The following is a 24151-nucleotide window of genomic DNA, read 5'->3' as shown; positions in this document are numbered from 1 at the left end:
GAGATTGCTGTGGCTTTCGTACAACTCGCCGAGGGCGAACTGAATTACCAACTCGATGGCCCGGTCGATGCGCCGGTGCTGGTGCTGTCCAACTCGCTGGGCACTGACCTGCACATGTGGGACGCGCAGATCGCCGCGTTCACCGAACATTTTCGCGTGCTGCGTTTCGATACCCGTGGCCACGGGAAATCGCTGGTCACACCGGGGCCGTACAGCATCGAGCAACTGGGCCATGACGTGCTCGCCTTGCTGGATGCGTTGCACATTGAAAAGGCGCATTTCTGCGGTCTGTCGATGGGTGGTTTGATCGGGCAGTGGCTGGGTATCAATGCCGGTGAGCGATTGAACAAACTGGTGGTGTGCAACACCGCCGCGAAAATCGGCGATCCGTCGATCTGGAACCCGCGCATCGAAACCGTGCTGCGTGACGGTGCGGCGGCCATGGTCGCGCTGCGCGATGCTTCGATTGCGCGCTGGTTTACTCCGGATTTTGCCGAAGCCAATCCTGCTGCGGCCAAGAAGATTACCGACATGCTCGCAGCGACTTCGCCGCAAGGTTACGCCGCCAATTGCGCTGCCGTGCGCGATGCTGATTTCCGTAGTCAGCTGTCCTCGATCAAGGTGCCGCTGCTGGTCATCGCCGGCACCGAAGATGCGGTTACGCCGCCGTCCGGTGGGCACTTCATCCAGGAACACGTGCAGGGCACCGAGTACGCCGAGTTCTACGCCGCGCACCTGTCCAACGTTCAGGCCGGTGCTGAGTTCAGCGAGCGGGTGCTGGCGTTTCTGTTAGCTGATTAAGGGGATTGTTGTGGACGAGAAACAACGTTACGACGAGGGCCTGAACGTCCGCCGCGCAGTGCTCGGCGACGCCCATGTCGACCGCAGCCTGAGCGCGCTGACCGAGTTCAACTCGGAGTTTCAGGAAATGATCACCCGCCACGCTTGGGGCGACATCTGGACCCGTCCGGGCCTGCCGCGCCATACCCGTAGCCTGATTACCATCGCCATGCTGATCGGCATGAACCGCAACGAAGAGCTCAAGTTGCACCTGCGTGCCGCTGCCAACAACGGCGTGACGCGCGGCGAGATCAAGGAAGTGATCATGCAGAGCGCGATCTATTGCGGCATTCCGGCGGCGAATGCGACGTTTCATCTGGCTGAGTCGGTGTGGGATGAGTTGGGGGTTGAGTCGCGGGAGTGATTGGCAGGCGCACATAACTGTGGGAGCGGGCTTGCTCGCGAAGGCGGTCGCACATTCAACACAGATGTTGACTGAGCCAACGCCTTCGCGAGCAAGCCCGCTCCCACATTGATTTGTGTTTACAGCAGGCTGATCGGGTAGCTGACGATCAACCGGTTCTCGTCGAACTCATTGTTGCTGTAGTCGCGGCGAATGGTCGAGTTGCGCCATTTGACGTTCAGGTCCTTCAGCGCACCGCTCTGCACGGTGTAGCCCAATTCACTTTCGCGGCCCCATTCCTTGCCGTCGGTGATGGTGCCGGTGTGCACGTTTTCGCCGCTGATGTAGCGGTTCATCAAAGTCAGGCCGGGAATGCCGAGCGCGACGAAGTTGTAGTCGTGACGCACCTGCCAGGATTTTTCCTGAGCGTTGTCATAGCTGGAGTTGTAGCTATCGTTAGCCAGCGTGCCGCCGCTGGTGCCGTTGACCCGCATCCAGGCGTTGTCGCCGGTGAGTTTTTGCAGGCCGACGTAGAAGGTGTTGCCGCCGTACTTCGCGGAGAACATTCCCGACCAGGTCTTGTTGTCCAGATCCCCGGCGCGGGCGCTGCCGTCGTCCTTGCCGTAGAAGAAACCGAGGTTGGCGCCCAAGGTCCAATCGCCGATGGGTTGGCTGTGGATCAGGTTGACGTATTGCTGGCTGTAGATGTCCTTGAGTTCGGCGTTCCACAGTCCGATTTGTGTGCGCTTCTCGTTGAACAGGTATTCGCCGCCCTGGAAGTTGAAACGGTCGGAGGTGAACGCCGCTTTGCCGGTCATCGACATGTCGTTCATGCTGCTGTCGTCACGCGGGCTGTTCTGGCGGAACTGACCGCCGTAGAGCGTCAGGCCATTGATTTCTTTTGAGGTGATCTGGCCGCCACGAAAGGTTTGCGGCAGTGAGCGACCATCGTCCGAACGCAGGATCGGCAGCACCGGCATCCACTCGCCGACTTTCACTTCGGTCTGCGACAGCTTCGCCTTGAACGCCACGTTGGTGCGACCGAAGCTGTCCGCCGGGCGTCCGTCATGATCCAGCGGCAGCAACTGCGTACCGCCGGTGCCTTTACCTCCGTCGAGTTTCACCGAGTACAGCCCCAACACATCCATGCCGAACCCGACAGTGCCCTGGGTGAACCCGGACTTGGCGTCGAGGATGAAACTTTGCGTCCACTCTTCAGCCTTGCCCTGCGCCTTGGTCGGGTTGGTGAAGTTGCGGTTGATGTAGAAGTTGCGCAGGTTGAGGTTGACCTTGGCACCTTCGACAAAACCCGATTCTTCGGCTGTGGCGGGCAGGGCGGCGCCGGTCAGTGCGATGGCGATCAGGCTGGGAACGAAATAATTGGAAGGCGTCATGTGCTCGGTCTCTCTAATTCTTGGGGATGAAACGGGTTGATGCCGCAACCGTCGGGTCGCAGACAAAAGATTCGAATTCAAATGAAACGGGGCGAAATCAGCCGGACAGGGCAGGGTGCGGGGGCATGGTGTCGAACCTGTTGTTATTGGTTTTGTGTGGCGAATGGTGCGGGGAATGAACTGGATGGTTCAATTGGTAAAAGCGGGTTTTGGGCGATTATCGAACATAGATTGGTTTAGGGTCTGTGTCGTTTGAGCTGGCCTCTTCGCGAGCAAGCCCGCTCCCACATTTGACTGAGTTCCTTCAGAAGGAATGCGGTCGAATGTGGGAGCGGGCTTGCTCGCGAAGGGGCCAGTATTGCCAACACAACTTTGCCCGCAGCCAACAAAAAGCCCATCAAACGGTGGGCTTCTTGTCTACAGCAGCACTATCAGAACAACTTCAACTTCGGCGCTTCTTCTTTCAGCGGCTCGACTTTCGCAGTCTGCTCATTCCAGCCACCGCCCAGTGCCTTGTACAGATTCACGGCGCTGGTCAGTTGCGCCAGACGGTCGGTGATCAGCGCTTGTTGCGCACTGAACAGCTGACGCTGGGCATCGAGGAAGGTCAGGTTGCTGTCGACGCCAATGCGATAACGACGCTCGGCCAGACGGTAGTAGTCCTGGTTGGCGGTGACGAAATCACGCTGGGCCTGCAACTGCTCGGTGTAGGTCTGGCGGGCGGCCAGGCCGTCGGCGACTTCCTGGAAGGCCGCTTGAATGGACTTCTCGTAGTTCGCCACGCCGATGTCTTTCTGGATTTTCGAGTAGTCCAGGCTGGCGCGCAGGCTGCCGGCGTTGAAGATCGGCAGGTTGATTTGCGGCTGGAACAACCAGGTGCCCGAGCCGCCCTTGAACAGGCCGGACAGGTCCGGGCTCAGGGTCCCGGCGTTGGCGGTCAGGCTGATGCTCGGGAAGAACGCCGCCCGTGCCGCGCCGATGTTGGCGTTGGCCGCTTTCAGGTTGTATTCGGCCTGGAGGATGTCCGGACGACGTTGCAGCAAGTCCGACGGCAGGCCGGGCGGAACATCGCTCAGCAAATCGTCAGACAGCGGCTTCGCTTCCCGCAGATTGGTCGGGATTCCGGTGCCGAGCAGCAGCACGAGGCTGTTTTCATCCTGGGCAACCTGACGGGTGTAACGAGCCAGCTGTGCACGGGCGTTTTCCACCGAGGTACGCGACTGCGCCAGATCCAGGGCGGAAGCCACACCCACTTCGTTGCTGCGCGCGGTGAGCTTGTAGCTCTCCTCGAACGCACCGAGAGTGTCCTGAGTCAGCTTGCGCAGCTCTTTGTCGGCCTGCCAGGTTAGGTAGGCATTCGCCACACTGCTCACCAGGCTGATTTGCGTACTGCGACGGCCTTCTTCCGTGGCGAAGTATTTCTGCAGCGCTTCTTCGCTCAGGCTGCGAACCCGACCGAACAGGTCGAGTTCATAGGCGCTGATGCCAACAGTAGCGGAGTAGGAACTGGTGATGCCCGCCTGGCCCGTCTGCGAAGCATCCGCCGGAACCCGCTGACGAGTGCCGGTGCCATTGGCAGACACGGCCGGGTACAGGTCCGCACGCTGGATGCGGTACTGCGCCGCGAACGCGTCGATGTTCAGCGCAGCGACACGCAGGTCACGGTTGTTTTCCAGGGCGACCTGGATCAGCTGTTGCAACGCCGGGTCATGGAAAAACTGCTTCCAGCCCTGTTCGGCGGCGGCCTGTGCAGGCGCCTGGGTCGGCGAGTACGCGGGGCCTTGCGGGTATTGCGCTGCCACCGGTGCTTCAGGCTGCTGATAATCGGGTATCAGCGAGCAGCCGCTCAGCACGAAGGCCGCGACGGCGATGGAGAGTAGTGACTTGCTCATTGGCCAGCCTCTTTAGAAGGTTCAATAGCGTCGTCCTGATCGGCGATTTTACGCTGACCCATGGCCGACACGGTGACAAAGAACAGCGGGACCCAGAAGATCGCCAGTACGGTGGCGGTGATCATACCGCCAATTACCACGGTACCGATGGCGTGTTGGCTGCCCGAGCCGGCGCCGGTGGAAATGGCCAGAGGCACCACGCCGAGAATGAACGCCAGGGAGGTCATGATGATCGGCCGCAAACGCATGCGACAAGCCTCAATCGCAGCCTCCTGCAAGCTCTTGCCCTGTTCATGCAGATCCTTGGCGAACTCGACGATCAGAATGGCGTTTTTCGCCGCCAGCCCGATGGTGGTCAACAGACCCACGAGGAAGTACACGTCGTTGGACAGGCCCCGCAGGCTGGTGGCCATCAGCGCACCGATAATCCCCAGTGGCACCACGAGCACGACCGCAATCGGAATCGACCAGCTTTCATACAACGCCGCCAGACACAGGAACACCATCAAGATCGACAGCGCAAACAGCGCCGGCGCCTGGGAGCCCGCCAGTCGTTCTTCATACGACAGACCGGTCCAGGAAATACCGACACCGGCCGGCAGTTTCTGGGCCAGCGCCTCGACTTCGGCCATGGCTTCACCGGTGGAATAACCCGGAGCCGGGGCGCCGAGGATTTCCATCGCTTCTACGCCGTTGTAACGGGCCAGTTTTGGCGAACCGTAAATCCACTCACCCTTGGCAAACGCGGTGAAAGGCACCATGGTCCCGGCGCTGTTGCGCACGTACCACTTCTTCAGGTCCTCAGGGCTCATGCGCGCGCCGGGCTGGCCTTGCACGTAAACCTTCTTCACCCGACCACGGTCGATGAAGTCGTTCACATAGCTACTGCCCAAGGCAATCGACAGGGTGTTGTTGATGTCGGCGATGGTAACGCCCAGCGCACTGGCCTTCTCGTCGTCTATTTCCAACTGGTATTGCGGCTCGTCGTTCAGACCGTTCGGGCGCACTTGCGACAGCACTTTGCTCTGCGCCGCCATGCCGAGGAACTGGTTACGGGCAGCCATCAGCTTTTCGTGACCGATACCGGCGCGGTCTTGCAAGTACACGTCGAAACCGGTGGCGTTACCCAGCTCCAGTACCGCTGGCGGTGCGAAAGCGAACACCATGGCGTCACGGAAGGTGAAGAAGTGCTGTTGGGCACGGGCCGCGACTTTGAACACGCTGTTGTCGGCGTTACGTTCATCCCACGGCCTCATCATGATGAACGCCATACCCGAACTCTGGCCACGGCCGGCGAAGTTGAAGCCGGTCACGGTAAACACCGAGTTCACCGCATCGCCTTCACCGCCATCCTTGCCTGGGCGCAGCAGGAATTCACGCATTTGGTCCACGACTACCTGAGTGCGCTGGGCCGTCGAACCGGCCGGGGTCTGCACTTGAGCAAACAGTACGCCCTGGTCTTCCTCAGGGAGGAACGAGGATGGAATACGCATGAACAACCAGATCATGCCGACGACGATGATCACGTAGGCCAGCAGGTACGGCGCCTTGTTGCGCAGAATGTTGCCGACACCACGCTCGTAGCTTTTCACGCTACGGTCGAAGTTGCGGTTGAACCAGCCGAAGAATCCGCGTTTCGGCACGCCGTGCTCGCCCTTGGGAATGGCTTTGAGCATGGTGGCGCAGAGCGCCGGGGTGAAGATCAGCGCGACCAGTACCGACAGGGCCATGGCCGAGACGATGGTGATCGAGAACTGCTTGTAGATCACACCGGTGGAGCCGCCGAAGAACGCCATCGGCAACAGTACCGCCGAGAGCACCAGGGCAATACCGACCAGCGCACCCTGGATCTGCCCCATGGATTTCTTGGTGGCTTCCTTGGGTGACAGGCCTTCTTCGCTCATGACCCGTTCGACGTTTTCCACCACGACGATGGCGTCGTCCACCAGCAGACCGATGGCCAACACCATGCCGAACATGGTCAGGGTATTGATGCTGAAACCGAACGCCGCGAGGATGCCGAATGTACCGAGCAATACCACCGGTACGGTCATCGTGGTGATGACGGTGGCGCGGAAGTTTTGCAGGAACAGGAACATCACCAGGAACACCAGCACGATCGCTTCGACCAGGGTTTCAACCACACCCTTGATCGACTCGGTCACCACGGGCGTGGTGTCGTACGGGAAGACCACTTCCATCCCTTGCGGGAAGAACGGCTTGAGGCTGTCGATGGTCTTGCGCAAGGCTTTCGCGGTGTCGAGGGCGTTGGCGCCGGTGGCCAGTTTCACCGCCAGACCGGAAGCCGGGGCGCCGTTGAACTGGGCGTTGATGCTGTAGTTCTCACCACCCAGACCGACGTTGGCGACATCTTTCAAGCGAACCTGAGAGCCGTCCTTGTTGACTTTGAGCAGGATGTTGCTGAATTGCTCAGCGGTCTGCAGGCGGGTCTTGCCGATGATCGTAGCGTTCAACTGAGTGCCGGGCATCGCAGGCAGGCCGCCGAGCTGGCCGGACGATACCTGGACGTTTTGCGCGGCGATGGCGGTTTTGACGTCTATCGGGGTCAGGTTGAAGTTGTTCAACTTGGCCGGGTCGAGCCAGATACGCATGGCGTACTGGGAGCCGAACACCTGGAAGTCGCCCACGCCGGCTGTCCGCGAGATCGGATCCTGCATGTTGGACACGATGTAGTTGGACAGGTCGTCCTTGGTCATGCTGCCGTCACGCGAGACCACGCCGATCACCAGCAGGAAGTTCTTCACAGCCTTGGTGACGCGGATACCTTGCTGCTGTACTTCTTGCGGCAGCAGCGGGGTGGCCAGGTTCAGTTTGTTCTGGACCTGAACCTGCGCGGTATCGGAGTTGGTGCCTTGCTCGAAGGTCGCGGTGATCGTCATGGTGCCGTCAGAGTTACTTTCCGAGGACACATAACGTAGGTTGTCGATACCGTTGAGCTGCTGTTCGATCACCTGCACCACGGTGTCTTGCACGGTTTGCGCGGAAGCGCCCGGGTAGGCCACGGAGATGGCGATCGCCGGCGGCGCAATGCTCGGGTACTGGTTGATCGGCAACTTGAGGATCGATAGAGCCCCGACCAGCATGATCACCAGGGCAATTACCCAGGCGAAAATCGGACGGTCGATAAAAAATTTCGACATGGTTTACTCCCCTTTGCCGCTGGAAGCCTTGTCAGCTACCTGTGCGGGGGCCGGGTTCTTTGCGCCAACGTTAGTCGCCTCAGTGGCTTTGACTTCAATGCCAGGTTTGACGAATTGCAGTCCTTCGGTGATCAGGCGATCGCCAGCCTTCAGGCCGTCTTCGATCAGCCACTGGCTGCCGACAGTGCGGCTGGCCTTGAGCTGACGCAGCTGGACCTTGTTGTCCGGACCGACGACCAGCGCGGTCGGGGTGCCTTTGAGGTCGCGGGTCACGCCTTGTTGCGGTGCCAGAATGGCGGCGGCGTTGACACCGGCCTGAAGCTGGGCGTGAACGAACATGCCGGGCAGCAGGATGTGATCCGGGTTCGGGAACACCGCACGCAAGGTCACGGAACCGGTGGTCTGGTCAACCGAGACTTCGGAGAACTCGAGCTTGCCGTCGAGTTTGTACTGGCTGCCATCTTCGAGGGTCAGCTTGACCGCAGCCGAGTTGTCGCCGGCCTTTTGCAGGCGACCGCTTTCCAGTTCGCGGCGCAGTTCAAGCAGCTCCACGGAAGACTGGGTGACGTCGACGTAGATCGGGTCCAGTTGCTGGATCACCGCCATGGCATCTGCCTGGCCACTGGTGACCAGTGCGCCTTCGGTGACGCTGGAACGGCCGATACGACCAGAGAGTGGCGCGTAAACTTTGGTGTAGCGCACATTGATCTGGGCGCTTTGCAGGGCGGCTTCCGATTGCAGGCGGTTGGCCTGGGCGGTGTCGTATTCCTGACGGCTGACGGCCTGTTCGTTGACCAGTTGCTTGTAGCGATCGGAAATCGATTTGGTCTGTTGCAGATTGGCTTCGGCGCTTTTCAGCGTGGCTTCATAAACGGCTGGATCGATCTGGTACAGCTGCTGGCCGGCCTTGACGTCGCCGCCTTCCTTGAACAGACGTTTGAGAATGATGCCGTTGACCTGAGGGCGAACTTCGGCAACGCGGTAAGCGCTGGTGCGACCCGGCAGCTCGGACGTCAGGGTGAAGGTTTGAGGTTGCAGGGTGACGACGCCGACCTGAGGCGGTGGAGCGACCGGTGCCGCCTCTTCCTTTTTACAGCCGCTGAGCAGCGATGCGAGGGCGACGGCGGTGACCAGAGCGGTAACAGCTGGCTTGAATTGCATGAAAATCCTCGGGTCAGGCGCGCAAATTGCGCACAAGAAATGTGTAAGGGTAAAAAATGTGCGCTGAGTGGATAAGTAGCTTGCTAATGAATATACTTACGTTCATGGTTGTTTGTAAATACCTTGGCTGCGTACCCACTCCGTTACAAAAGCCGTTCAAAGGTTCGGATTGTAGGCCGGGGACGACACCCAAGAGCGTTCGCCCCACTTTTATTCAGCGGATGTTCAGGCATCGCTGAAGCACCCTGATTGAGGTTGTACTGACATGGTCCGTCGTACCAAAGAGGAAGCTCAGGAAACCCGTAGCCAGATACTCGAAGCGGCAGAGAAAGCCTTTTACGAACGGGGCGTGGCGCGCACCACGCTGGCGGACATCGCGACCCTGGCCGGCGTGACGCGCGGGGCCATCTACTGGCATTTCAGTAACAAGGCGGACCTGGTGCAGGCCATGCTCGATACGTTGCAAGAGCCGCTGGACGAAATGGCCAAGGCGAGTGAAAGCGAAGATGAACTCGACCCGTTGGGTTGCATGCGCAAGCTGCTGATTCATTTGTTTCATCAAGTTGCCCTGGACCCGAAAACCCGACGCATTAATGAGATTTTGTATCATAAGTGCGAATTTACCGATGAAATGTGCGACCTGCGCCAGCAGCGCCGGGAGGTCAGCCTCAATTGCAATGTGCGCATCGGCCTGGCCTTGCGTAATGCTGTGAATCGTGGACAGTTGCCGGAAAATCTCGACACCGCCCGCGCGGCCATCTGCATTCATGCCTATATCGACGGCCTGCTGTACGAGTGGTTGCTCGCGCCGGACAGTTTCCAGCTGCACACCGAGGCCGAGCGTTGGGTCGATACCGGGTTGGAGATGCTGCGTTTGAGTCCCAGCCTGCGCAAATGAAGCAACATGTGTAATCGGCTTCGCGTGGTCAACCGTTGAAGCCGTAGATGAACGATTCTTCACGCGCTCTACGGCAGTGGGGTGCTTTTATATACGCCCGTTCGCTTGGATGACAGGTAGCAAGCTCAGTATTTTGTAGGAATTTTGTGTCTGGTCTGTGAGCGAATGTGAGTACCGGGCATCAGACACAACACCCTGTGGGAGCGGGCTTGCTCGCGAAGGGGCCATAACACTCAACATCATCGTTGACTGATACACCGCTTTCGTCGGAACGCCGCCCGGACCAAGCCCGCTCCCACAATGAATGGTGTTAAACCCCTGACTTTGTTTCAGGTAATAAAAAGCCCCGGCTCTTTCGAGTCGGGGCTTTTGCGTTTCAACGGGTAGCGATTACAGCGTCGGGTAGTCGATGTAGCCGACCGGGCCTTTGCCGTAGAACAGTTCCGGACGCGCCTCGTTCAGCGGCGCATCGGCCTTCAAACGGGCCGGCAGATCCGGGTTGGCAATGAACGGCACGCCGAAGGCGACCGCATCGGCCTTGCCGCTGGCCAGCCAGGCGTTGGCGCTGTCCTTGGTGAAGCGTTCGTTGGCGATGTACGGGCCGCCGAACGCTTCTTTCAGTTGTGGACCGAGGCTGTCGGCGCCTTCTTTCTCGCGGGAGCAGATGAACGCGATGCCACGTTTGCCCAGTTCGCGGGCGACGTAGGTGAAGGTCTCGGACAGGTTGTCGTCGCCCATGTCATGGGAGTCGGCGCGCGGTGCCAGGTGCACACCGACGCGGCCGGCGCCCCAGACTTCGATTGCTGCGTCGGTCACTTCCAGCAACAGGCGAGCACGGTTTTCCAGGGAGCCGCCGTAGTTGTCGGTGCGCTGGTTGGTGCTGCTTTGCAGGAACTGGTCGAGCAGGTAACCATTGGCGCCGTGGATTTCCACACCGTCAAAACCGGCGGCCTTGGCGTTTTCGGCACCGGTGCGGTAGGCGTCGATGATGTCGGCGATTTCAGCGGTTTCCAGTGCGCGCGGGGTGGGGTAGTCGGCCAGTGGGCGAACCAGGCTGACGTGACCTTTTGGCTGGATGGCACTCGGTGCGACCGGCGCTTCACCGTTCAGGTACGACGCGTGGGACACCCGGCCAACGTGCCACAGCTGCAGGAAAATCTTGCCGCCCGCGCCGTGGATCGCTTTGGTCACGTTGGCCCAGCCACGCACCTGGTCGTTGGACCAGATGCCTGGGGTATCCGGGTAGCCGACGCCCATCGGCGTGACCGAAGTGGCCTCGCTGAGAATCAGGCCGGCCGAGGCGCGTTGTACGTAGTATTCGGCCATCAGCGCGTTCGGCACACGGCCTTCGTCGGCGCGGCAGCGGGTCAGTGGCGCCATGATGATGCGGTTGGCCAACTCGAGGTCGCCCAGTTTGATCGGATCGAAAATAGTCGTCATTTATACAACCCTCGTGAGGTATCAGTTGGTAGCAGGGGCCAGTTCGGGATTACCGCTCTGACGGAAAGTAATCAGGGTCACCAGCAGGGCGAGTACCGCCAGTGCGGCGGCCGCGAGTGGCACGCTGGTCAGGCCGTAGCCGTGGGCGATGACGCTGCCGCCGACCCAGGCGCCGAGTGCGTTGCCGACGTTGAACGCGCCGATGTTCAAGGTCGACACCAGGTTCGGTGCAGCCTTGCCGTAGGTCACCACGTTGACTTGCAGGGCAGGCACGGCGGCGAAGCACGCGGTGGCCCAGAGGAACAGGGTGATTTCGGTCGGGATGAGTGCAACGCTGGTCCAGGTCAGCACGGTGGAAACCACCGCCATGGTGACGAACACGCCGATCAGCGTCGCCGCCAGGCCTTTGTCAGCCATTTTGCCGCCGATGATGTTGCCGACGGTCAGGCCCAGGCCAATGAGCATCAGAGTCCAGGTCACGCCGCGTGGCGAGACACCGGTCACTTCGCCCAGCAGCGGTGCGACGTAGGTGAACAGGGTGAAGACCGATGCCGCGAACAATGCCGTCATGCTCAACGACAGCCAGATGCCGGCGCCTTTGAGGGCACGCAGCTCGGCGCGCATGTCGAGTTTTTCTTCGTCGCGCTTGGCCGGCAGGACACGGATCAGGCCGATCAGGGCGATCACACCAATCACGGTCACTGCCCAGAAGGTCGAGCGCCAGCCAGCTTGCTGACCGAGCGCAGTGCCCAGTGGTACGCCGAGCACATTGGCCAGGGTCAGGCCGGTGAACATCAGGGCCACGGCCGACGCGCGTTTGTTGGCCGGGACCAGGCCTGCCGCCACCACCGAACCGATGCCGAAGAAGGCGCCGTGGCACAGGGCAGTCACCACGCGGGCAAACATCAGCACGTTGTAGTCACTGGCCAATGCACACAGCAGATTGCCGATGATGAAGATGCCCATCAACGCTACCAGTGCGGCCTTGCGCGGCAGCCTTGCGGTGGCCAGTGCCATGAACGGCGCACCGATGGCCACGCCCAGGGCGTAACCGGTCACCAGCCAGCCGGCGCCGGGGATCGACACACCGAGGTCGGCCGCCACATCGGGCAGCAGGCCCATGATGACGAACTCGGTGGTGCCGATGGCGAAGGCGCTCAAGGCCAGAATGAGTAGCGAGAGGGGCATTGTTGATTCCTTGTGGGAGCGGGCTTGCTCGCGAAAGCGGTATATCAGTCGACAAAGATGCTGAATGACGAAATGACTTAAAGCTCTTTGCTGAACGTGCGGAGGAACTCCTGGATGGTTTCCTCGTTGCGTTTGAAAAAGTGCCACTGGCCGACTTTGCGGCTGCTGATCAGGCCGGCGCGTTGCAGGGTCGCCAGATGGGCGGACACCGTGGACTGCGACAAGCCGCAGCGTTGATCGATCTGTCCGGCGCAGACGCCATGTTCATTGCTGTGAGACTGGTCGGGAAATTCGACGGTCGGGTCTTTGAGCCAGTGCAGGATGTCTCGCCGTACCGGGTGCGCCAGGGCTTTTATTATTTCGTCGAGGTCGAGGTTCATGGCTTGGGGCTCGTGATGAGTAAAACGTTATATCGCGATGAGGCGAACTTTAAATCGGTATTTCGCGATATACCAATATGATTTTGGTCTGAAGACCGCTTAAATCGGTATATCGGGTTATAACGATATGATGTTGCAAAGAGGAGTATCCGCAGTGCTAAGCTGCGCGGCATGAACTATCTCGCACATCTTCACCTCGGTGGCCAGCGTCCCGGTCAATTGCTCGGCAGTCTGTATGGCGATTTCGTCAAAGGACGGCTGCAAGGGCAGTTCGACCCGGAGATCGAGGCGGCCATCCAGCTGCATCGCAGCATCGACGTGTTTACCGACCGCCATCCGATGGTGGACGTGGCGTTGTCGCGATTTTCCCTGACGCGTCGTCGGTACGCCGGGATCGTGCTCGATGTGTTTTTCGATCATTGCCTGGCGCGTGACTGGACGTTGTACGCGGATCTGCCGTTGGAGCAGTTCACTTCGGACGTGTATCGGGTGTTGTCCGCCGAGCGGCAATTGCCGGAGCGGTTGGCAAGGATTGCGCCGCACATGGTGGCGAATGACTGGTTGGGGTCTTACCGGGAGTTCGACGTGCTGGAGCAGGTGTTGCGGGGGATTTCGCGGCGGCTGACCAAGCCTGAGGAATTGGCGGCGGCGATGCAGGAGTTGCGGGTGTTGTATGAGCCGTTGAGTGATGACTTCAGATTGTTCTACCCGCAACTTCAGGTCTTTGTCCAAAACTACCCAACAACATAAATCCCTTGTGGGAGCGGGCTTGCTCGCGAATGCGGTGTATCAGCCGACATCAATGGCGGCTGACAGACCGCTTTCGCGAGCAAGTCGAATCGTCGCACCGCCGCTCCCACAGGGGATATGTGTTTAAGCCGCGATAGCCGGACGCATCGGAACTTGCTGTGTTTCCGGAATCGCCCCGAACAACGCCTTCTGCACCGCCTGCTGCGCCTCGAACGCCAGTGCCGCACGTTCGCGACCTTCGCAGGCAATCGGCTTGAGCAGATGAATCTCCACCTCACCCCGGTCATTGGCAAACAACCGCATCAGGTGCGAGAGCAAGTCATCATCACCAATGAACGGCGCCAGCGAATCCACTTCACCTTCGCGCAAATAACGAATCGCCACCGGTTGCAGCTTCACTTGCGAATCAATCGCTGATGACAGCAGGCGCCCATGAAACGTACGCAGGGAGCGGCCATCGGTGGTGGTGCCCTCCGGAAACATCAGCAACGCATGCTCCTGTTCCAGATGACGGGTCATTTGTTTGCGGATCAACTGACTGTCGCCCGAACCGCGACGGATAAACAGGCTGCCAGCCTTGGCCGCCAACCAGCCCGCCACCGGCCAGGTGCGCACTTCGGCCTTTGACAGAAACGACAGCGGCGTCAGCATGCCCAGCAGCGGGATGTCGGTCCAGGACACATGGTTGCTGACCCAGAGCATCGATTCCTTCGGCAACTTACCGTGCACCGTCACGCGAAAGGGCAGGGCATTCGCCAGGCGCGCCATGAAAAATCGCGACCAACGCTGACGGCGGACCATCGAGTGGGCAATCCCCAAACGTTCGAACAGCCCAAAGACGCTGGCCATGCTCAAGCCCAGCGCGACCACCACCAACACTCGCGCAATCCGCGCGTACACCCGCAGACGGCTCATTAAACAGCCGCCTTGAAGTGCTTGGCGTAGCGCGGGCAGAGCTCGTCGCGCTTGAGCAGGATGAACACGTCGGCAACCTGGAAGTCTTCGTCCCAGCACGGCTCGCCGCAGATCTTCGCACCGAGGCGCATGTAGGCCTTGAGCAGCGGCGGCATTTCGGCGATGACGTTGGAGGGGATGTCCAAAACCGGCAGCGGCTTTTTCGGCTCGGCGCGCAGGTGTTCGGTGCACAGATAACGTTCGCGCAGACGCTGCATGATCGCGTGGGCCTGAATGCCGCCGTCCTGCATCGGGATGCTCGCGCAACCCATCAAATAGCTGTAGCCGCCCTGGTTCAGGACTTCAGCCAGTTCACCCCAGAGCACGGCGATGGTGCCGCCGTTGCGGTAGGCCGGGTCGACGCAGGTGCGACCGATTTCGAGGATCGGGCCTTTGAGGTGGACCAGGCCGTGGAGGCTGAATTCTTCTTCGCTGTAAAACCTGCCCAGGCTGCTGGCGGCCGTGTGGTCGAGCAAGCGAGTGGTCGCCACCAGGCGCCCGGTGTTCAAGTCGCGCACGCCGATGTGAGCGCAGTGAACATCGTAATCATCCATGTCCAGACCCAGCTCCGCGCCTTTCAGCTTGGCGTTGAATTCGCCGCTGAACACGTTGAAGCGCAAGGCCTGGGCTTCCTGCAAGGCCTCGGTGCCCACCAGGCGTTCGGCTTGCAGGCGGCGTTCATTGCCGGTGTCGCTGATGCGGGCGATCTGAGTCATGACGAATCTCCGTGCGGGCTGCTCACCCGTCTTGGGGTTACAGCGGATCGACTTTCTTTATCCAGCCTTGTTGTGCAAAGTCAGGCTATGTAGCCCCGGTGTCATCGCCATGAAGCTTTGGTGATGCTTATATGACAGCCCACAAGGAGCCTCTTATGCCCTGGCAAAACCTGTTGAACCGCCGCGATCGCTTGCCTGCCAATCCAGACCTGGCGGAGGGTTTCGCGACCTTGTTGCATCAGTTGGGTACGGTCACGCCGTTTGAGCTGGCGGTGGTCGGTGGACGCCTGATGGCGACACCGGGACTGGCCTTTCTGGTGGGCTATCAAGCGGCGTTGCGCATGCTCTGGCCGAGCGCGCCACCGAGCCTCGGCGCGTTGTGCGCGACCGAACAGCGCAGCCTGCGGGTGGCGGACATGCAGACACGTCTGACCGACCTGCGTCTGAGCGGACGCAAGGATTTCGTCACCGCCGGCGATGCGGCGGACTGGCTGTTGATCGCTGCCCGCAGTGAAGAACCCGGCGATGATCCGCGCCTGAGTCTGGCCGTGGTCTATCCCGGCGAACCGGGTGTACGGGTGGAAAAACTCCCGGCGATCCCGCTGATGCCGGACATCAGCCACGGTCGGTTGCTGCTGGAAAACGCGCTGTGCGAATTGCTGGCGGGGGATGGCTGGGACGCGTACGTCAAACCGTTCCGCACCCTCGAAGACATCTATGTGCTGAGCGCCATGACGGCGTGGTTGTATGGGGTTGGTCAGGACAGTGACTGGCCGCAGAGCTTGTTACTGCGTTTGCTGGCGTTGCTGGCCGGATGCGCGGAAGTCAGCCGGCAGGCGCCGAACAACCCGGCCGGGCATGTGCTGTTGGGTGGGTTGTTTGCGCAGTTTGACGGGTTGAAGGTTGAGGTGAATCAGGCGTTGGCCGATGGGCCGCCGGAGTGGGCGGCGATGTGGCAGCGGGATCAGTCGGTGATGGATTTGGCAGCGGGGGCCAGAGGGAAGCGGTTGGTCAAGGCACTTGCTGGATCTTCGCTGAATTGACTGGCCCCTTCGAGAGCAAGCCCGCTCCCACATTGAATTTATGTTGTGCCAAAGATTTGAGTCCGGCACATATCCCATGTGGGAGCGGGCTTGCTCGCGAAGACGGCTTCGTTGACGACACAAAATCCAAAACTGTCATCAACCTCGACTAAGCTCAGCCGGTTCATCCCTCCGAGCCCCCACCATGTGCAAAGGCTTGTCCCTGCTGTTCATGCTGCTGCTCAGCCTCACGGCCCACGCCGAAAACTGGCCCGCCGAGCAATGGTCCACCGGCCCGACCCTCACCGGCCCGGCGCTCCAGGCCCTGGAAACCTACGCCTTCCCACCACGCGACGACAGCACCCGAAAAGGTATCCGCACCGATGCCTTGCTGGTGATCCGCGATGGCCAGTTGATCTACGAACGCTACGCCGGCCCGACCACTGCCGATACGCCGCACCTGACCTGGTCGATCAGCAAAAGCCTCATGGCCGCGGTCCTCGGCGTCGCCTATGGCGAAGGTCTGTTCAAACTCCAGGACCCGGCGCTGAAGTTCTATCCACCGCTGGAAAAACACCCGGCGATCACTATCGCCGATCTGCTGCACTGGGCCTCCGGCCTGGACTGGCAGGAAGACTACGAATACGCCCCGTTGAAGTCCTCGGTGGTGGCGATGCTTTACACCCGCGGTCATCACGACATGACTGCATTCACCACCGATCACGCCGAGTATGCCCAGCCCGGTCAGGCCTTTCGGTATTCCAGTGGCGACAGCAATCTGCTGGCCGCCGCGCTGAAAAACATCGTCGGCCCGGCGCGGTATCCGGACTATCCATGGACGGCGCTGTTCGTGCCATTGGGCATTCGCCACGCCGTTTGGGAAACCGACGCCACGGGCACCTTCGTCGCCTCATCCTATGCCTACCTCACCGCGCGGGACCTGGCACGAGTCGGCCTGTTGATGGCCCGCGATGGTCGTTGGGGCGACCGGCAATTGCTGCCCAAAGAGTGGGTCGCCTTCAATCGCCAGCCTTTCGACCGCTATCGAGCCCATCAGGACGAGGCGGTGCCGGGCGGTCATTGGTGGCTCAATCGTGCAGCGGATGGCGCCGCACAACCCTGGCCCGATGCCCCCGTCGACACCTTCGCCGCACTCGGTCATTGGGGCCAGGCGATGTACGTGATCCCCAGCGAACACCTGGTGATCGTGCGCTACGGCGATGATCGCGATGGCCGCTATCGACACAACGAACTGCTCAAACTCGTGCGCATGGCATTCGCCGGGAAGGTGCAGCCATGAACCGCCGCAGTTTTGTCCGCCGCCGACCGTTCAGCACGCTGTGGTTGATCCTGCTGATCGCCTTGCTCGGCTGGATCTGGCAGGAGCGGGTGGCGCTGTGGGCGTTCCCGGACATCATCAGCGCCTACACCGCCAAGGAATATTGCTCGTGCCGGTATGTGATGAACAACGACGTCGAGTATTGCCGTGGTTATGTGAAGCAATGGCTGCCCGTCACCGGCTTCACCGATGACCCCGCCAGCAAACGCGTCACCGTCAGCGGCATGGGCCGCAGCAACAACGCGCAATGGATCGGCGAACGCCAAGGCTGCCGGTTGATGCCTTGAAAAGATCGCAGCCTGCGGCAGCTCCTACAGGGATTGCATGTCCACCCATGTAATCAGGGATGTAACCCGATCTTGTAGGAGCTGCCGCAGGCTGCGATCTTTTGATCTTCACGGTTTGCAATGCGCTCGCGTGCAGTTAAGGTTCGTGCAGGTTTATCTTCAGCACGAGTCTTTATGTTCAAGCGGTCCCTTACCAAAACCCTGGCCTTTGTGCTGCTGGCCGGCGCCACATTCTCGGCCCAGGCCAATTGGTACCTGGACGGCGAATCCTCGCGGCTGTCGTTCGTCAGCACCAAAAACGCCAATGTTTCCGAAGTGCAACGCTTCCTGGTGCTGCACGGCAAAGTCAGTCCCAAAGGCCTGGCCGAGGTGGAAGTCGAGCTGGAGTCGGTGAACAGCGGCATCCCCTTGCGTGACGAACGCATGCGCAAGGAATTATTCGAGATCCAGACCTTCCCCGAAGCCTTGATCACCGCGCAGATTGATTTGCGCCCGATCAACGACCTCGCGCCCGGCGCGCAACTCGAATTGCGCCTGCCGGTGACCGTCAACCTCCATGGCAAACAACATGACTACAACTCCGAACTGCTGGCGACCCGTCTCGATGACCGACGCTTTCAGGTGGTGACGCTCGAACCGCTGGTGATCAACGCTGCGGATTTCGACCTGACGCCAGGGCTGGACAGTTTGCGCAAGGTCGCCGGTTTGTCGGCGATCAGTCTGTCGGTGCCGGTGGGTGCGGTACTGATTTTCACGGCGCGCTGACATGGCCGGCGCGATTTTTCCCTGGCGTGAAGGCAACCACTTCGAGCTGCTGATCGACGGTCCGCAGTTCTTCCCGCGCATGCTGGTCGCGATTGCCCGCGCCGAAGAGCAGGTCGAACTGGAGCTGTACCTGGTGGAGGCGGGCGCCTGTGCCGAAGCCATGGTTCAGGCGTTGGTCCAGGCGGCCGAACGCGGCGTGCGGGTGCGCTGCCTGTTCGATGATTACGGCAGCCTCGCGTTTACCCTGACCTTGCGTCAGCGGCTGATGGCGGCGGGTGTCGAACTGCGTTTCTACAATCGCCTGAGCTGGCGGCGCTGGGTCGGCAATTTCTATCGCGATCATCGCAAGCTGCTGCTGGTCGATCAGAGCATGGCGGTGGTCGGCGGCACCGGTGTCACCGATGAGTTCTGGACGCCGGGCGAAGACACCAGCGAATGGCATGAAGTGATGGTGGAAATCACTGGCCCCCTGGTCATCGACTGGCAGTTGCTGTTCGACCGCCAATGGATCGCCAACCGCCACCGCCGCGCCTGGAAACCTGCCTCGCAATTCGGCTTGCCGCGATTGCCGCGCGTGCCGTCCACAGGTGAGGGCATGGGCCGCGTTGCGTATGCCGACGCCCGTCAACACCGCGACATTCTGCAGTCACTGGTTCGCGCGTTGAACAGTGGCCAGAAGCGCATCTGGCTGGCCACACCGTATTTTCTGCCAACGTGGAAAGTCCGCCGCTCGTTGCGTCGGGCGGCCGGTCGAGGTGTTGATGTGCGTCTGCTGTTGACCGGCCCGCGCACCGATCACCCGTCGGTGCGCTACGCCGGGCACCGTTATTACCCGCGACTGCTCAAGGCCGGGGTGCAGATCTTCGAATACCAGCCGTGCTTCCTGCACCTGAAAATGGTGCTGGTCGATGACTGGGTGAGCATTGGCTCGTGCAACTTCGATCACTGGAATTTGCGATTCAATCTGGAAGCCAACCTTGAGGCACTGGACCCCGGGTTGACGCGGGCGGTGGCGGCGAGTTTCGAGCAGGACTTTGCGTTGAGCCAAGAGGTGAGCCTGGAGACATGGCAACGCCGACCGCTGTGGCGACGGGTCAAGCAGAGGGTCTGGGGATGGGTGGATCGGCTGGTGGTGAATCTGCTGGATCGGCGGGGGTAGGGCAAGATCAAAAGATCGCAGCCTTTGGCAGCTCCTACAGGGTTATGTGAACACCTGTAGGAGCTGCCGTGTGGTGGTCGAACGTTTTTGGACCATGATGTAGGAGCGTCGATTTAAGGAAGCATCATGGGATATCGGGTTGTTACCTCTGAGGAAAAAGCGGAAGCCATTCGCTTGGTTGTGGAGATGAATTACTCCATACCTAAAGCCTGTGAGGCTACAGGTGTGGGGCCAACAGCGTTACGCCGCTGGGTTTCACGCTGGCGCCGGGAGCAGGAAGGAATTGTGCAAGCTCCTCGCCTACAGGATCAGGAGCTGATTGAGTCGCTCCAGGCGAAACTGGCGCTACTTGAAGCCGAGAACCAAGTGCTAAAAAAGCAATTGCCCTCTCATCTAAAGGTTCTGTTCGGTCGAACCAAGTGATTGATGGCATCAGAGGGGCAATGTCGATTCGGCGTATGTGTGTCTTGTTCGGCTTGGCCCGCAGCAGCTATTACGTGAAACGTAAAGCCGTGCGGCAGCGACCAGTTTTGGGAGATCTGGGGAGTAAACTTCGTGCGTTGCATAAGCAGCATCGAGAAGCATTGGGTACTCGCGGGCTATCCAAGGAGTTGAGGAAAGAGGGAGTTTTTATAGGGCGTTATCGAATGCGTACCTTGATCAAGACCTTTGACCTACAGCGGCGCAGGCCACGTTATGCGCACTATCGCCGGGCCACGAAGCCAGCTGTCGTTGCACCGAACATACTTGATCGTCGTTTCAATCCAGCCCGGTCAGACACGCTTTGGGCAGGTGATATCACCTACATCAGAGTGGGACATGGCTGGCTGTACCTGGCAGTGGTGATGGACCTGTTTTCGCGCAGGATTGTGGGATGGGCTTGCTCACGAACAGCGGATGCCGAGCTGTCTATGAAGGCACTGAAGCTTGCGGTAGCACTACGCCGTCCGATGCCTGAACTGCTATTTCACTCTGATCAGGGCTGCCAATACACCGCCGATCGCTTTGTTGAGTGCTTGGCAGAAAACCGGATCGTTCAGAGCATGAGTCGTCGAGGTAACTGCTGGGATAACGCAGTAGTCGAGCGCTACTTCAGGACGTTGAAGCACGATTGGATGCCGGAAAACGGATACCAGAATCATTTCGAAGCGGAGAAGGATGTGATGGATTTCATCTCGCACTACAACCATCGCCGTTGCCACTCAGCCTCGAACAACTTGCCGCCTGCGCTGTTTGAGCAGCAGGCGGCTTAATGCTCCTACGGAGTGGTGCAAAAAAACTGAACCACTACACCGAAGGCTGCGATCTTTTGCTTTTAAGGGTTACAGCAACTCAAAGCTCTGCTGCGTCACGTCCTGGGAATCCAGGCCGATCTGCACGTTGAACTTGCCTGGCTCCGCCGCGTACTTGAGCTGAGCATTGAAGAACTTCAGGTCATCCTCGGTGATGGTGAAGCGCACGACTTTCTGTTCGCCGGCCTTGAGCATGATTTTCTGGAAGTTCTTCAATTCCTTCAGCGGCCGGATCATCGAACCGGTCACGTCCTGGATGTACAGCTGCACCACGGTTTCGCCGTCACGCTTGCCGGTGTTTTTCACCATGACGCTGGCTTCGAGCTTGCCGGTCTTGTTCAGCGTGGTCGATGACAGCGCCATGTCGGTCAGGCTGAAGTCGGTGTAGCTCAGACCGAAGCCGAACGGGAACAGCGGACCGGTGGTGTCATCGAAATACTGCGAGGTGTAGTTGCCCGGTTTGCCCGGCGTGAACGGCCGGCCAATGCTCAGGTGGTTGTAGTAGGTCGGAATCTGGCCCACCGAACGCGGGAAGGTGATCGGCAGTTTGCCCGACGGGTTGTAGTCGCCGAACAGCACGTCGGCGATGGCGTTGCCGCCTTCGGTGCCGCTGAACCAGGTTTCCAGAATCGCGTCGGCCTGGTCTTTCTCTTCGAGAATCGACAGCGGACGGCCGTTCATCAACACCAATACCAGCGGTTTGCCGGTGGCTTTCAACGCCTTGATCAGATCGCGCTGGTTGGCCGGGATGTTCAGGTCGGTGCGGCTCGACGATTCGTGGGACATGCCACGGGATTCGCCCACGGCTGCAACCACCACATCGGCATCCTTGGCGGCTTTCACCGCTTCGTCGATCAGCACTTGCGCCGAACGCGGATCGTCCACCACTTCCGGGGCGTCAAAGTTGAGGAAGTTCAGGTAATCCAGCACCTTCTTGTCGCTGGTGATGTTGGCGCCACGGGCGTAGATCAGCGTCGATTGCGCGCCCAGTGCGGTGGTCATGCCGTCGAACAGGGTCACCGATTGCGCAGGGCGACCCGCGGCGGCCCAACTGCCCATCATGTCGATCGGTGCCTTGGCCAACGGGCCGACCAGTACGATCTTCGCGGTTTTCTTCAACGGCAGGGTTTCGCCCTGGTTCTTCAGCAACACCAGGCTGCGGCGCGCGATGTCGCGGGCCTCGGCGCGGTGCAGACGGTTTTCGGCGTAGGTGTCGGCCGGGTCATCTTCAGCCTTGCCGATGCGCAGGTACGGGTCCTTGAACAGGCCCATGTCGTACTTGGCGGCGAGCACTTCACGCACGGCGTTGTCGATGTCGCTTTGCTCGATCTCGCCGGCCTTCAACAGACCCGGCAGTTCTTTGCCATACAGGGTGTCGTTCATGCTCATGTCGATGCCGGCCTTGATCGCCAGCTTCGCGGCTTCGCGACCGTCAGCGGCAACGCCGTGCTTGATCAGCTCGAAAATCGCCCCGTGGTCGCTGACCGCCAGGCCCTTGAAGCCCCATTCCTTGCGCAGCAGGTCATTCATCAGCCAGGTGTTGGCGGTGGCCGGCACGCCATTGATCGAGTTCAGCGCAACCATCACCCCGCCAGCACCGGCGTCAATCGCGGCGCGGTACGGTGGCAGGTAGTCCTGGTACATCTTGACCGGGCTCATGTCGACGACGTTGTAGTCGCGACCACCCTCGACCGCGCCGTACAAGGCAAAGTGCTTGACGCTGGCCATGATGCTGTCGGCTGCGTTCGCGCCAGTACCCTGGAAGGCTCTGACCATGACGCCGGCGATGCGCGACACCAGATACGTGTCTTCGCCGAAGCCTTCGGAAGTCCGGCCCCAACGCGGGTCGCGGGAGACGTCGACCATCGGCGCGAAGGTGATGTCGAGGCTGTCCGCCGCGGCTTCCTTGGCGGCGATGCGCCCGGACAGGCCAATGGCGTCCATGTCCCAGCTCGACGCCAGCGCAATCGGAATCGGGAAAATCGTGCGGTGGCCGTGGATCACGTCATAGGCGAAGAACATCGGGATCTTCAACCGGCTGCGCATGGCCGCGTCCTGCATCGGACGGTTTTCCGGGCGGGTGATGGAGTTGAACGTACCGCCGATATTGCCGGCGGCGATTTCCTTGCGGATCAGCTCCCGAGGCATTTCCGGGCCGATGCTGATCAGGCGCAACTGGCCGATTTTTTCATCGAGGGTCATCTGCTTCATCAGGTTGCTGATGAAAGCGTCCTTGTTCTCCAGAGGTGCGGGCGTCGTGGCGGCCAATACGGTATGACTGGCCAGGCTGACGAACAGGCCCAGCAAACACAGCTTCTTCATGAATGGTTTTCTCAAGGGCCTAAACGGCAGTGAATACGCGCCGGTCAGCCAAAAATTAGGGAGCGACTATTGTTGTTCAGGTAAATGCAGCACACTTCTGCAGTGTTTTTGCGCTGGTGCATCTTTTAGCCCATTGGCTCGATGCAATCCAGTGGCGGCGGCAGATTATGCCCCAAGAGGCCGTCCAGAGGGTTGCTGGTTGTTTTTTCAACGGAATGTGCAAGGGAGCGTCAACCAGATGAATGCAAGACACCACACTCGGTCGAGCCTGCACGTCGCAGCCTTGCTGTTGCTGACCACGATGCTGGCCGGTTGCGGCATCAACAACATTCCGACGCTCGACGAACAGGCCAAGGCGGCCTGGGGCCAGGTGCAGAACCAGTACCAGCGTCGCGCCGACCTGATCCCCAATCTGGTGGAAACTGTCAAAGGCTATGCCAGGCACGAAGAAGAAACCCTGACCGCGGTGATCGAAGCACGGGCCAAGGCCACTTCGATCCAGGTGGATGCCAGCACCCTCGACAATCCCGAGAAGCTCAAGCAGTTCCAGCAAGCGCAGGATCAGTTGACCGGTGCCTTGAGTCGTTTGATGGTGGTGTCCGAACGCTATCCGGACCTGAAGGCCAACCAGAATTTCCTGGCGTTGCAATCGCAACTGGAAGGCACCGAGAATCGCATCGCCGTGGCGCGTCGTGATTTCATTCTCGCGGTGCAGAAATACAACACCGAAATCCGCACCTTCCCGGGGCGCTTGTGGCACACCGTGATGTACAGCGATCTGCCGATTCGTGAAACCTTCGAAGCCACCAGCCCCGGTGCCGAGAAAGCGCCTGAAGTGAAGTTCTGAT

General features: G+C 60.1%; 22 protein-coding genes. 12 read left to right on the top strand and 10 right to left on the bottom strand.

Annotated features, from left to right (window positions below; genetic code table 11):
* The first annotated feature begins 9 nt into the window (after positions 1-9).
* A complete protein-coding gene (gene pcaD / locus ACYZTL_RS09215) occupies positions 10-801 on the top strand; it encodes a 3-oxoadipate enol-lactonase (protein ID WP_461951528.1) in 792 nt (263 codons plus the stop codon).
* A 10-nt stretch (positions 802-811) separates the two neighbouring features.
* Entirely contained in the window at positions 812-1204 is a 393-nt protein-coding gene (gene pcaC, locus ACYZTL_RS09210; RefSeq protein ID WP_461951527.1) for a 4-carboxymuconolactone decarboxylase, read from the top strand.
* 119 nt (positions 1205-1323) lie between these two features.
* Here the strand turns inward: pcaC and ACYZTL_RS09205 are convergent, their stop codons facing one another.
* The 4 genes from ACYZTL_RS09205 to emhA form a co-directional block, all read right to left on the bottom strand.
* Positions 1324-2577: an OprD family porin gene (locus tag ACYZTL_RS09205; protein ID WP_461951526.1), complete on the bottom strand. Its 1254-nt coding sequence runs from the start codon at positions 2575-2577 to the stop codon at positions 1324-1326.
* Between the two features lie 431 nt (positions 2578-3008).
* A complete protein-coding gene (gene emhC, locus ACYZTL_RS09200; protein ID WP_461951525.1) occupies positions 3009-4469 on the bottom strand; it encodes an efflux RND transporter outer membrane subunit EmhC in 1461 nt (486 codons plus the stop codon).
* Complete coding sequence (gene emhB, locus ACYZTL_RS09195; protein WP_461951524.1) at positions 4466-7630, bottom strand: efflux RND transporter permease subunit EmhB; 3165 nt, start codon at positions 7628-7630, stop codon at positions 4466-4468. The genes emhC and emhB overlap by 4 nt, the downstream gene beginning before the upstream one ends.
* A gap of 3 nt (positions 7631-7633) precedes the next feature.
* Positions 7634-8791: an efflux RND transporter periplasmic adaptor subunit EmhA gene (gene emhA / locus ACYZTL_RS09190; protein WP_461951523.1), complete on the bottom strand. Its 1158-nt coding sequence runs from the start codon at positions 8789-8791 to the stop codon at positions 7634-7636.
* Between the two features lie 265 nt (positions 8792-9056).
* Between emhA and emhR the strand changes: the two genes are divergently transcribed.
* On the top strand, positions 9057-9689 hold the full coding sequence (gene emhR / locus ACYZTL_RS09185; RefSeq protein WP_461951522.1) for an efflux system transcriptional repressor EmhR: 633 nt from the start codon (positions 9057-9059) through the stop codon (positions 9687-9689).
* 390 nt (positions 9690-10079) lie between these two features.
* Here emhR and ACYZTL_RS09180 read toward each other — a convergent pair whose 3' ends face one another.
* The 3 genes from ACYZTL_RS09180 to ACYZTL_RS09170 form a co-directional block, all read right to left on the bottom strand.
* Positions 10080-11129 carry an alkene reductase gene (locus ACYZTL_RS09180; protein ID WP_461951521.1) on the bottom strand — a complete coding sequence of 350 codons (1050 nt, stop codon included), beginning with the start codon at positions 11127-11129 and terminating at the stop codon, positions 10080-10082.
* 21 nt (positions 11130-11150) lie between these two features.
* Positions 11151-12317, bottom strand: a complete 1167-nt coding sequence (locus ACYZTL_RS09175; RefSeq protein WP_461951520.1) for an MFS transporter — start codon at positions 12315-12317, stop codon at positions 11151-11153.
* A 77-nt stretch (positions 12318-12394) separates the two neighbouring features.
* The gene (locus ACYZTL_RS09170) at positions 12395-12697 is read right to left on the bottom strand and encodes an ArsR/SmtB family transcription factor (protein ID WP_150712826.1); all 303 of its coding nucleotides are present in this window, start codon (positions 12695-12697) and stop codon (positions 12395-12397) included.
* Positions 12698-12868: 171 nt separating this feature from the next.
* Between ACYZTL_RS09170 and ACYZTL_RS09165 the strand changes: the two genes are divergently transcribed.
* Positions 12869-13447, top strand: coding sequence for an acyl carrier protein phosphodiesterase (locus tag ACYZTL_RS09165; protein WP_461951519.1), 579 nt, complete (start codon positions 12869-12871; stop codon positions 13445-13447).
* 123 nt (positions 13448-13570) lie between these two features.
* Here the strand turns inward: ACYZTL_RS09165 and ACYZTL_RS09160 are convergent, their stop codons facing one another.
* Complete coding sequence (locus tag ACYZTL_RS09160) at positions 13571-14362, bottom strand: lysophospholipid acyltransferase family protein (protein WP_461951518.1); 792 nt, start codon at positions 14360-14362, stop codon at positions 13571-13573.
* On the bottom strand, positions 14362-15117 hold the full coding sequence (olsB, locus tag ACYZTL_RS09155) for an L-ornithine N(alpha)-acyltransferase (RefSeq protein WP_461951517.1): 756 nt from the start codon (positions 15115-15117) through the stop codon (positions 14362-14364). Before olsB ends, ACYZTL_RS09160 begins: the two co-directional genes overlap by 1 nt.
* A 155-nt stretch (positions 15118-15272) precedes the next feature.
* On the opposite strand from olsB, the gene ACYZTL_RS09150 reads away from it, so the two are divergent.
* The 7 genes from ACYZTL_RS09150 (at position 15273) to ACYZTL_RS09120 (ending at position 20942) form a co-directional block, all read left to right on the top strand.
* Positions 15273-16160, top strand: a complete 888-nt coding sequence (locus ACYZTL_RS09150; protein WP_461951516.1) for an acyl-CoA dehydrogenase — start codon at positions 15273-15275, stop codon at positions 16158-16160.
* A gap of 184 nt (positions 16161-16344) precedes the next feature.
* Positions 16345-17439 carry a serine hydrolase domain-containing protein gene (locus ACYZTL_RS09145; protein ID WP_461951515.1) on the top strand — a complete coding sequence of 365 codons (1095 nt, stop codon included), beginning with the start codon at positions 16345-16347 and terminating at the stop codon, positions 17437-17439.
* Positions 17436-17765, top strand: coding sequence for an amidase (locus tag ACYZTL_RS09140; protein WP_461951514.1), 330 nt, complete (start codon positions 17436-17438; stop codon positions 17763-17765). Before ACYZTL_RS09145 ends, ACYZTL_RS09140 begins: the two co-directional genes overlap by 4 nt.
* 174 nt (positions 17766-17939) lie before the next feature.
* Positions 17940-18530 carry a YceI family protein gene (locus ACYZTL_RS09135; RefSeq protein ID WP_461951513.1) on the top strand — a complete coding sequence of 197 codons (591 nt, stop codon included), beginning with the start codon at positions 17940-17942 and terminating at the stop codon, positions 18528-18530.
* Position 18531: 1 nt separating this feature from the next.
* Positions 18532-19689 carry a phospholipase D-like domain-containing protein gene (locus ACYZTL_RS09130; RefSeq protein WP_461951512.1) on the top strand — a complete coding sequence of 386 codons (1158 nt, stop codon included), beginning with the start codon at positions 18532-18534 and terminating at the stop codon, positions 19687-19689.
* A gap of 126 nt (positions 19690-19815) precedes the next feature.
* Positions 19816-20112: a transposase gene (locus ACYZTL_RS09125; RefSeq protein WP_461951414.1), complete on the top strand. Its 297-nt coding sequence runs from the start codon at positions 19816-19818 to the stop codon at positions 20110-20112.
* A gap of 35 nt (positions 20113-20147) precedes the next feature.
* Positions 20148-20942: an IS3 family transposase gene (locus tag ACYZTL_RS09120; protein WP_461950135.1), complete on the top strand. Its 795-nt coding sequence runs from the start codon at positions 20148-20150 to the stop codon at positions 20940-20942.
* Between the two features lie 69 nt (positions 20943-21011).
* Here the strand turns inward: ACYZTL_RS09120 and bglX are convergent, their stop codons facing one another.
* A complete protein-coding gene (gene bglX / locus ACYZTL_RS09115; protein WP_461951511.1) occupies positions 21012-23303 on the bottom strand; it encodes a beta-glucosidase BglX in 2292 nt (763 codons plus the stop codon).
* A gap of 238 nt (positions 23304-23541) precedes the next feature.
* Here bglX and ACYZTL_RS09110 point away from each other — a divergent pair, with 238 nt between their 5' ends.
* The gene (locus tag ACYZTL_RS09110; protein ID WP_461951510.1) at positions 23542-24150 is read left to right on the top strand and encodes a LemA family protein; all 609 of its coding nucleotides are present in this window, start codon (positions 23542-23544) and stop codon (positions 24148-24150) included.
* Position 24151: the final 1 nt, after the last annotated feature.

The sequence above is a fragment of the Pseudomonas sp. LB3P81 genome (genome assembly GCF_054897965.1).
This window is presented reverse-complemented; position numbering and strand designations above follow the sequence as displayed.

Coding starts and splice junctions, on each gene's coding strand:
- ACYZTL_RS09205 (WP_461951526.1), bottom strand. CDS start 2,577: ATGACGCCTTCCAATTATTTCGTTCCCAGCCTGATCGCCATCGCACTG.
- emhC (WP_461951525.1), bottom strand. CDS start 4,469: ATGAGCAAGTCACTACTCTCCATCGCCGTCGCGGCCTTCGTGCTGAGC.
- emhB (WP_461951524.1), bottom strand. CDS start 7,630: ATGTCGAAATTTTTTATCGACCGTCCGATTTTCGCCTGGGTAATTGCC.
- emhA (WP_461951523.1), bottom strand. CDS start 8,791: ATGCAATTCAAGCCAGCTGTTACCGCTCTGGTCACCGCCGTCGCCCTC.
- emhR (WP_461951522.1), top strand. CDS start 9,057: ATGGTCCGTCGTACCAAAGAGGAAGCTCAGGAAACCCGTAGCCAGATA.
- ACYZTL_RS09180 (WP_461951521.1), bottom strand. CDS start 11,129: ATGACGACTATTTTCGATCCGATCAAACTGGGCGACCTCGAGTTGGCC.
- ACYZTL_RS09175 (WP_461951520.1), bottom strand. CDS start 12,317: ATGCCCCTCTCGCTACTCATTCTGGCCTTGAGCGCCTTCGCCATCGGC.
- ACYZTL_RS09170 (WP_150712826.1), bottom strand. CDS start 12,697: ATGAACCTCGACCTCGACGAAATAATAAAAGCCCTGGCGCACCCGGTA.
- ACYZTL_RS09165 (WP_461951519.1), top strand. CDS start 12,869: ATGAACTATCTCGCACATCTTCACCTCGGTGGCCAGCGTCCCGGTCAA.
- ACYZTL_RS09160 (WP_461951518.1), bottom strand. CDS start 14,362: ATGAGCCGTCTGCGGGTGTACGCGCGGATTGCGCGAGTGTTGGTGGTG.
- olsB (WP_461951517.1), bottom strand. CDS start 15,117: ATGACTCAGATCGCCCGCATCAGCGACACCGGCAATGAACGCCGCCTG.
- ACYZTL_RS09150 (WP_461951516.1), top strand. CDS start 15,273: ATGCCCTGGCAAAACCTGTTGAACCGCCGCGATCGCTTGCCTGCCAAT.
- ACYZTL_RS09145 (WP_461951515.1), top strand. CDS start 16,345: ATGTGCAAAGGCTTGTCCCTGCTGTTCATGCTGCTGCTCAGCCTCACG.
- ACYZTL_RS09140 (WP_461951514.1), top strand. CDS start 17,436: ATGAACCGCCGCAGTTTTGTCCGCCGCCGACCGTTCAGCACGCTGTGG.
- ACYZTL_RS09135 (WP_461951513.1), top strand. CDS start 17,940: ATGTTCAAGCGGTCCCTTACCAAAACCCTGGCCTTTGTGCTGCTGGCC.
- ACYZTL_RS09130 (WP_461951512.1), top strand. CDS start 18,532: ATGGCCGGCGCGATTTTTCCCTGGCGTGAAGGCAACCACTTCGAGCTG.
- ACYZTL_RS09125 (WP_461951414.1), top strand. CDS start 19,816: ATGGGATATCGGGTTGTTACCTCTGAGGAAAAAGCGGAAGCCATTCGC.
- ACYZTL_RS09120 (WP_461950135.1), top strand. CDS start 20,148: ATGTGTGTCTTGTTCGGCTTGGCCCGCAGCAGCTATTACGTGAAACGT.
- bglX (WP_461951511.1), bottom strand. CDS start 23,303: ATGAAGAAGCTGTGTTTGCTGGGCCTGTTCGTCAGCCTGGCCAGTCAT.
- ACYZTL_RS09110 (WP_461951510.1), top strand. CDS start 23,542: ATGAATGCAAGACACCACACTCGGTCGAGCCTGCACGTCGCAGCCTTG.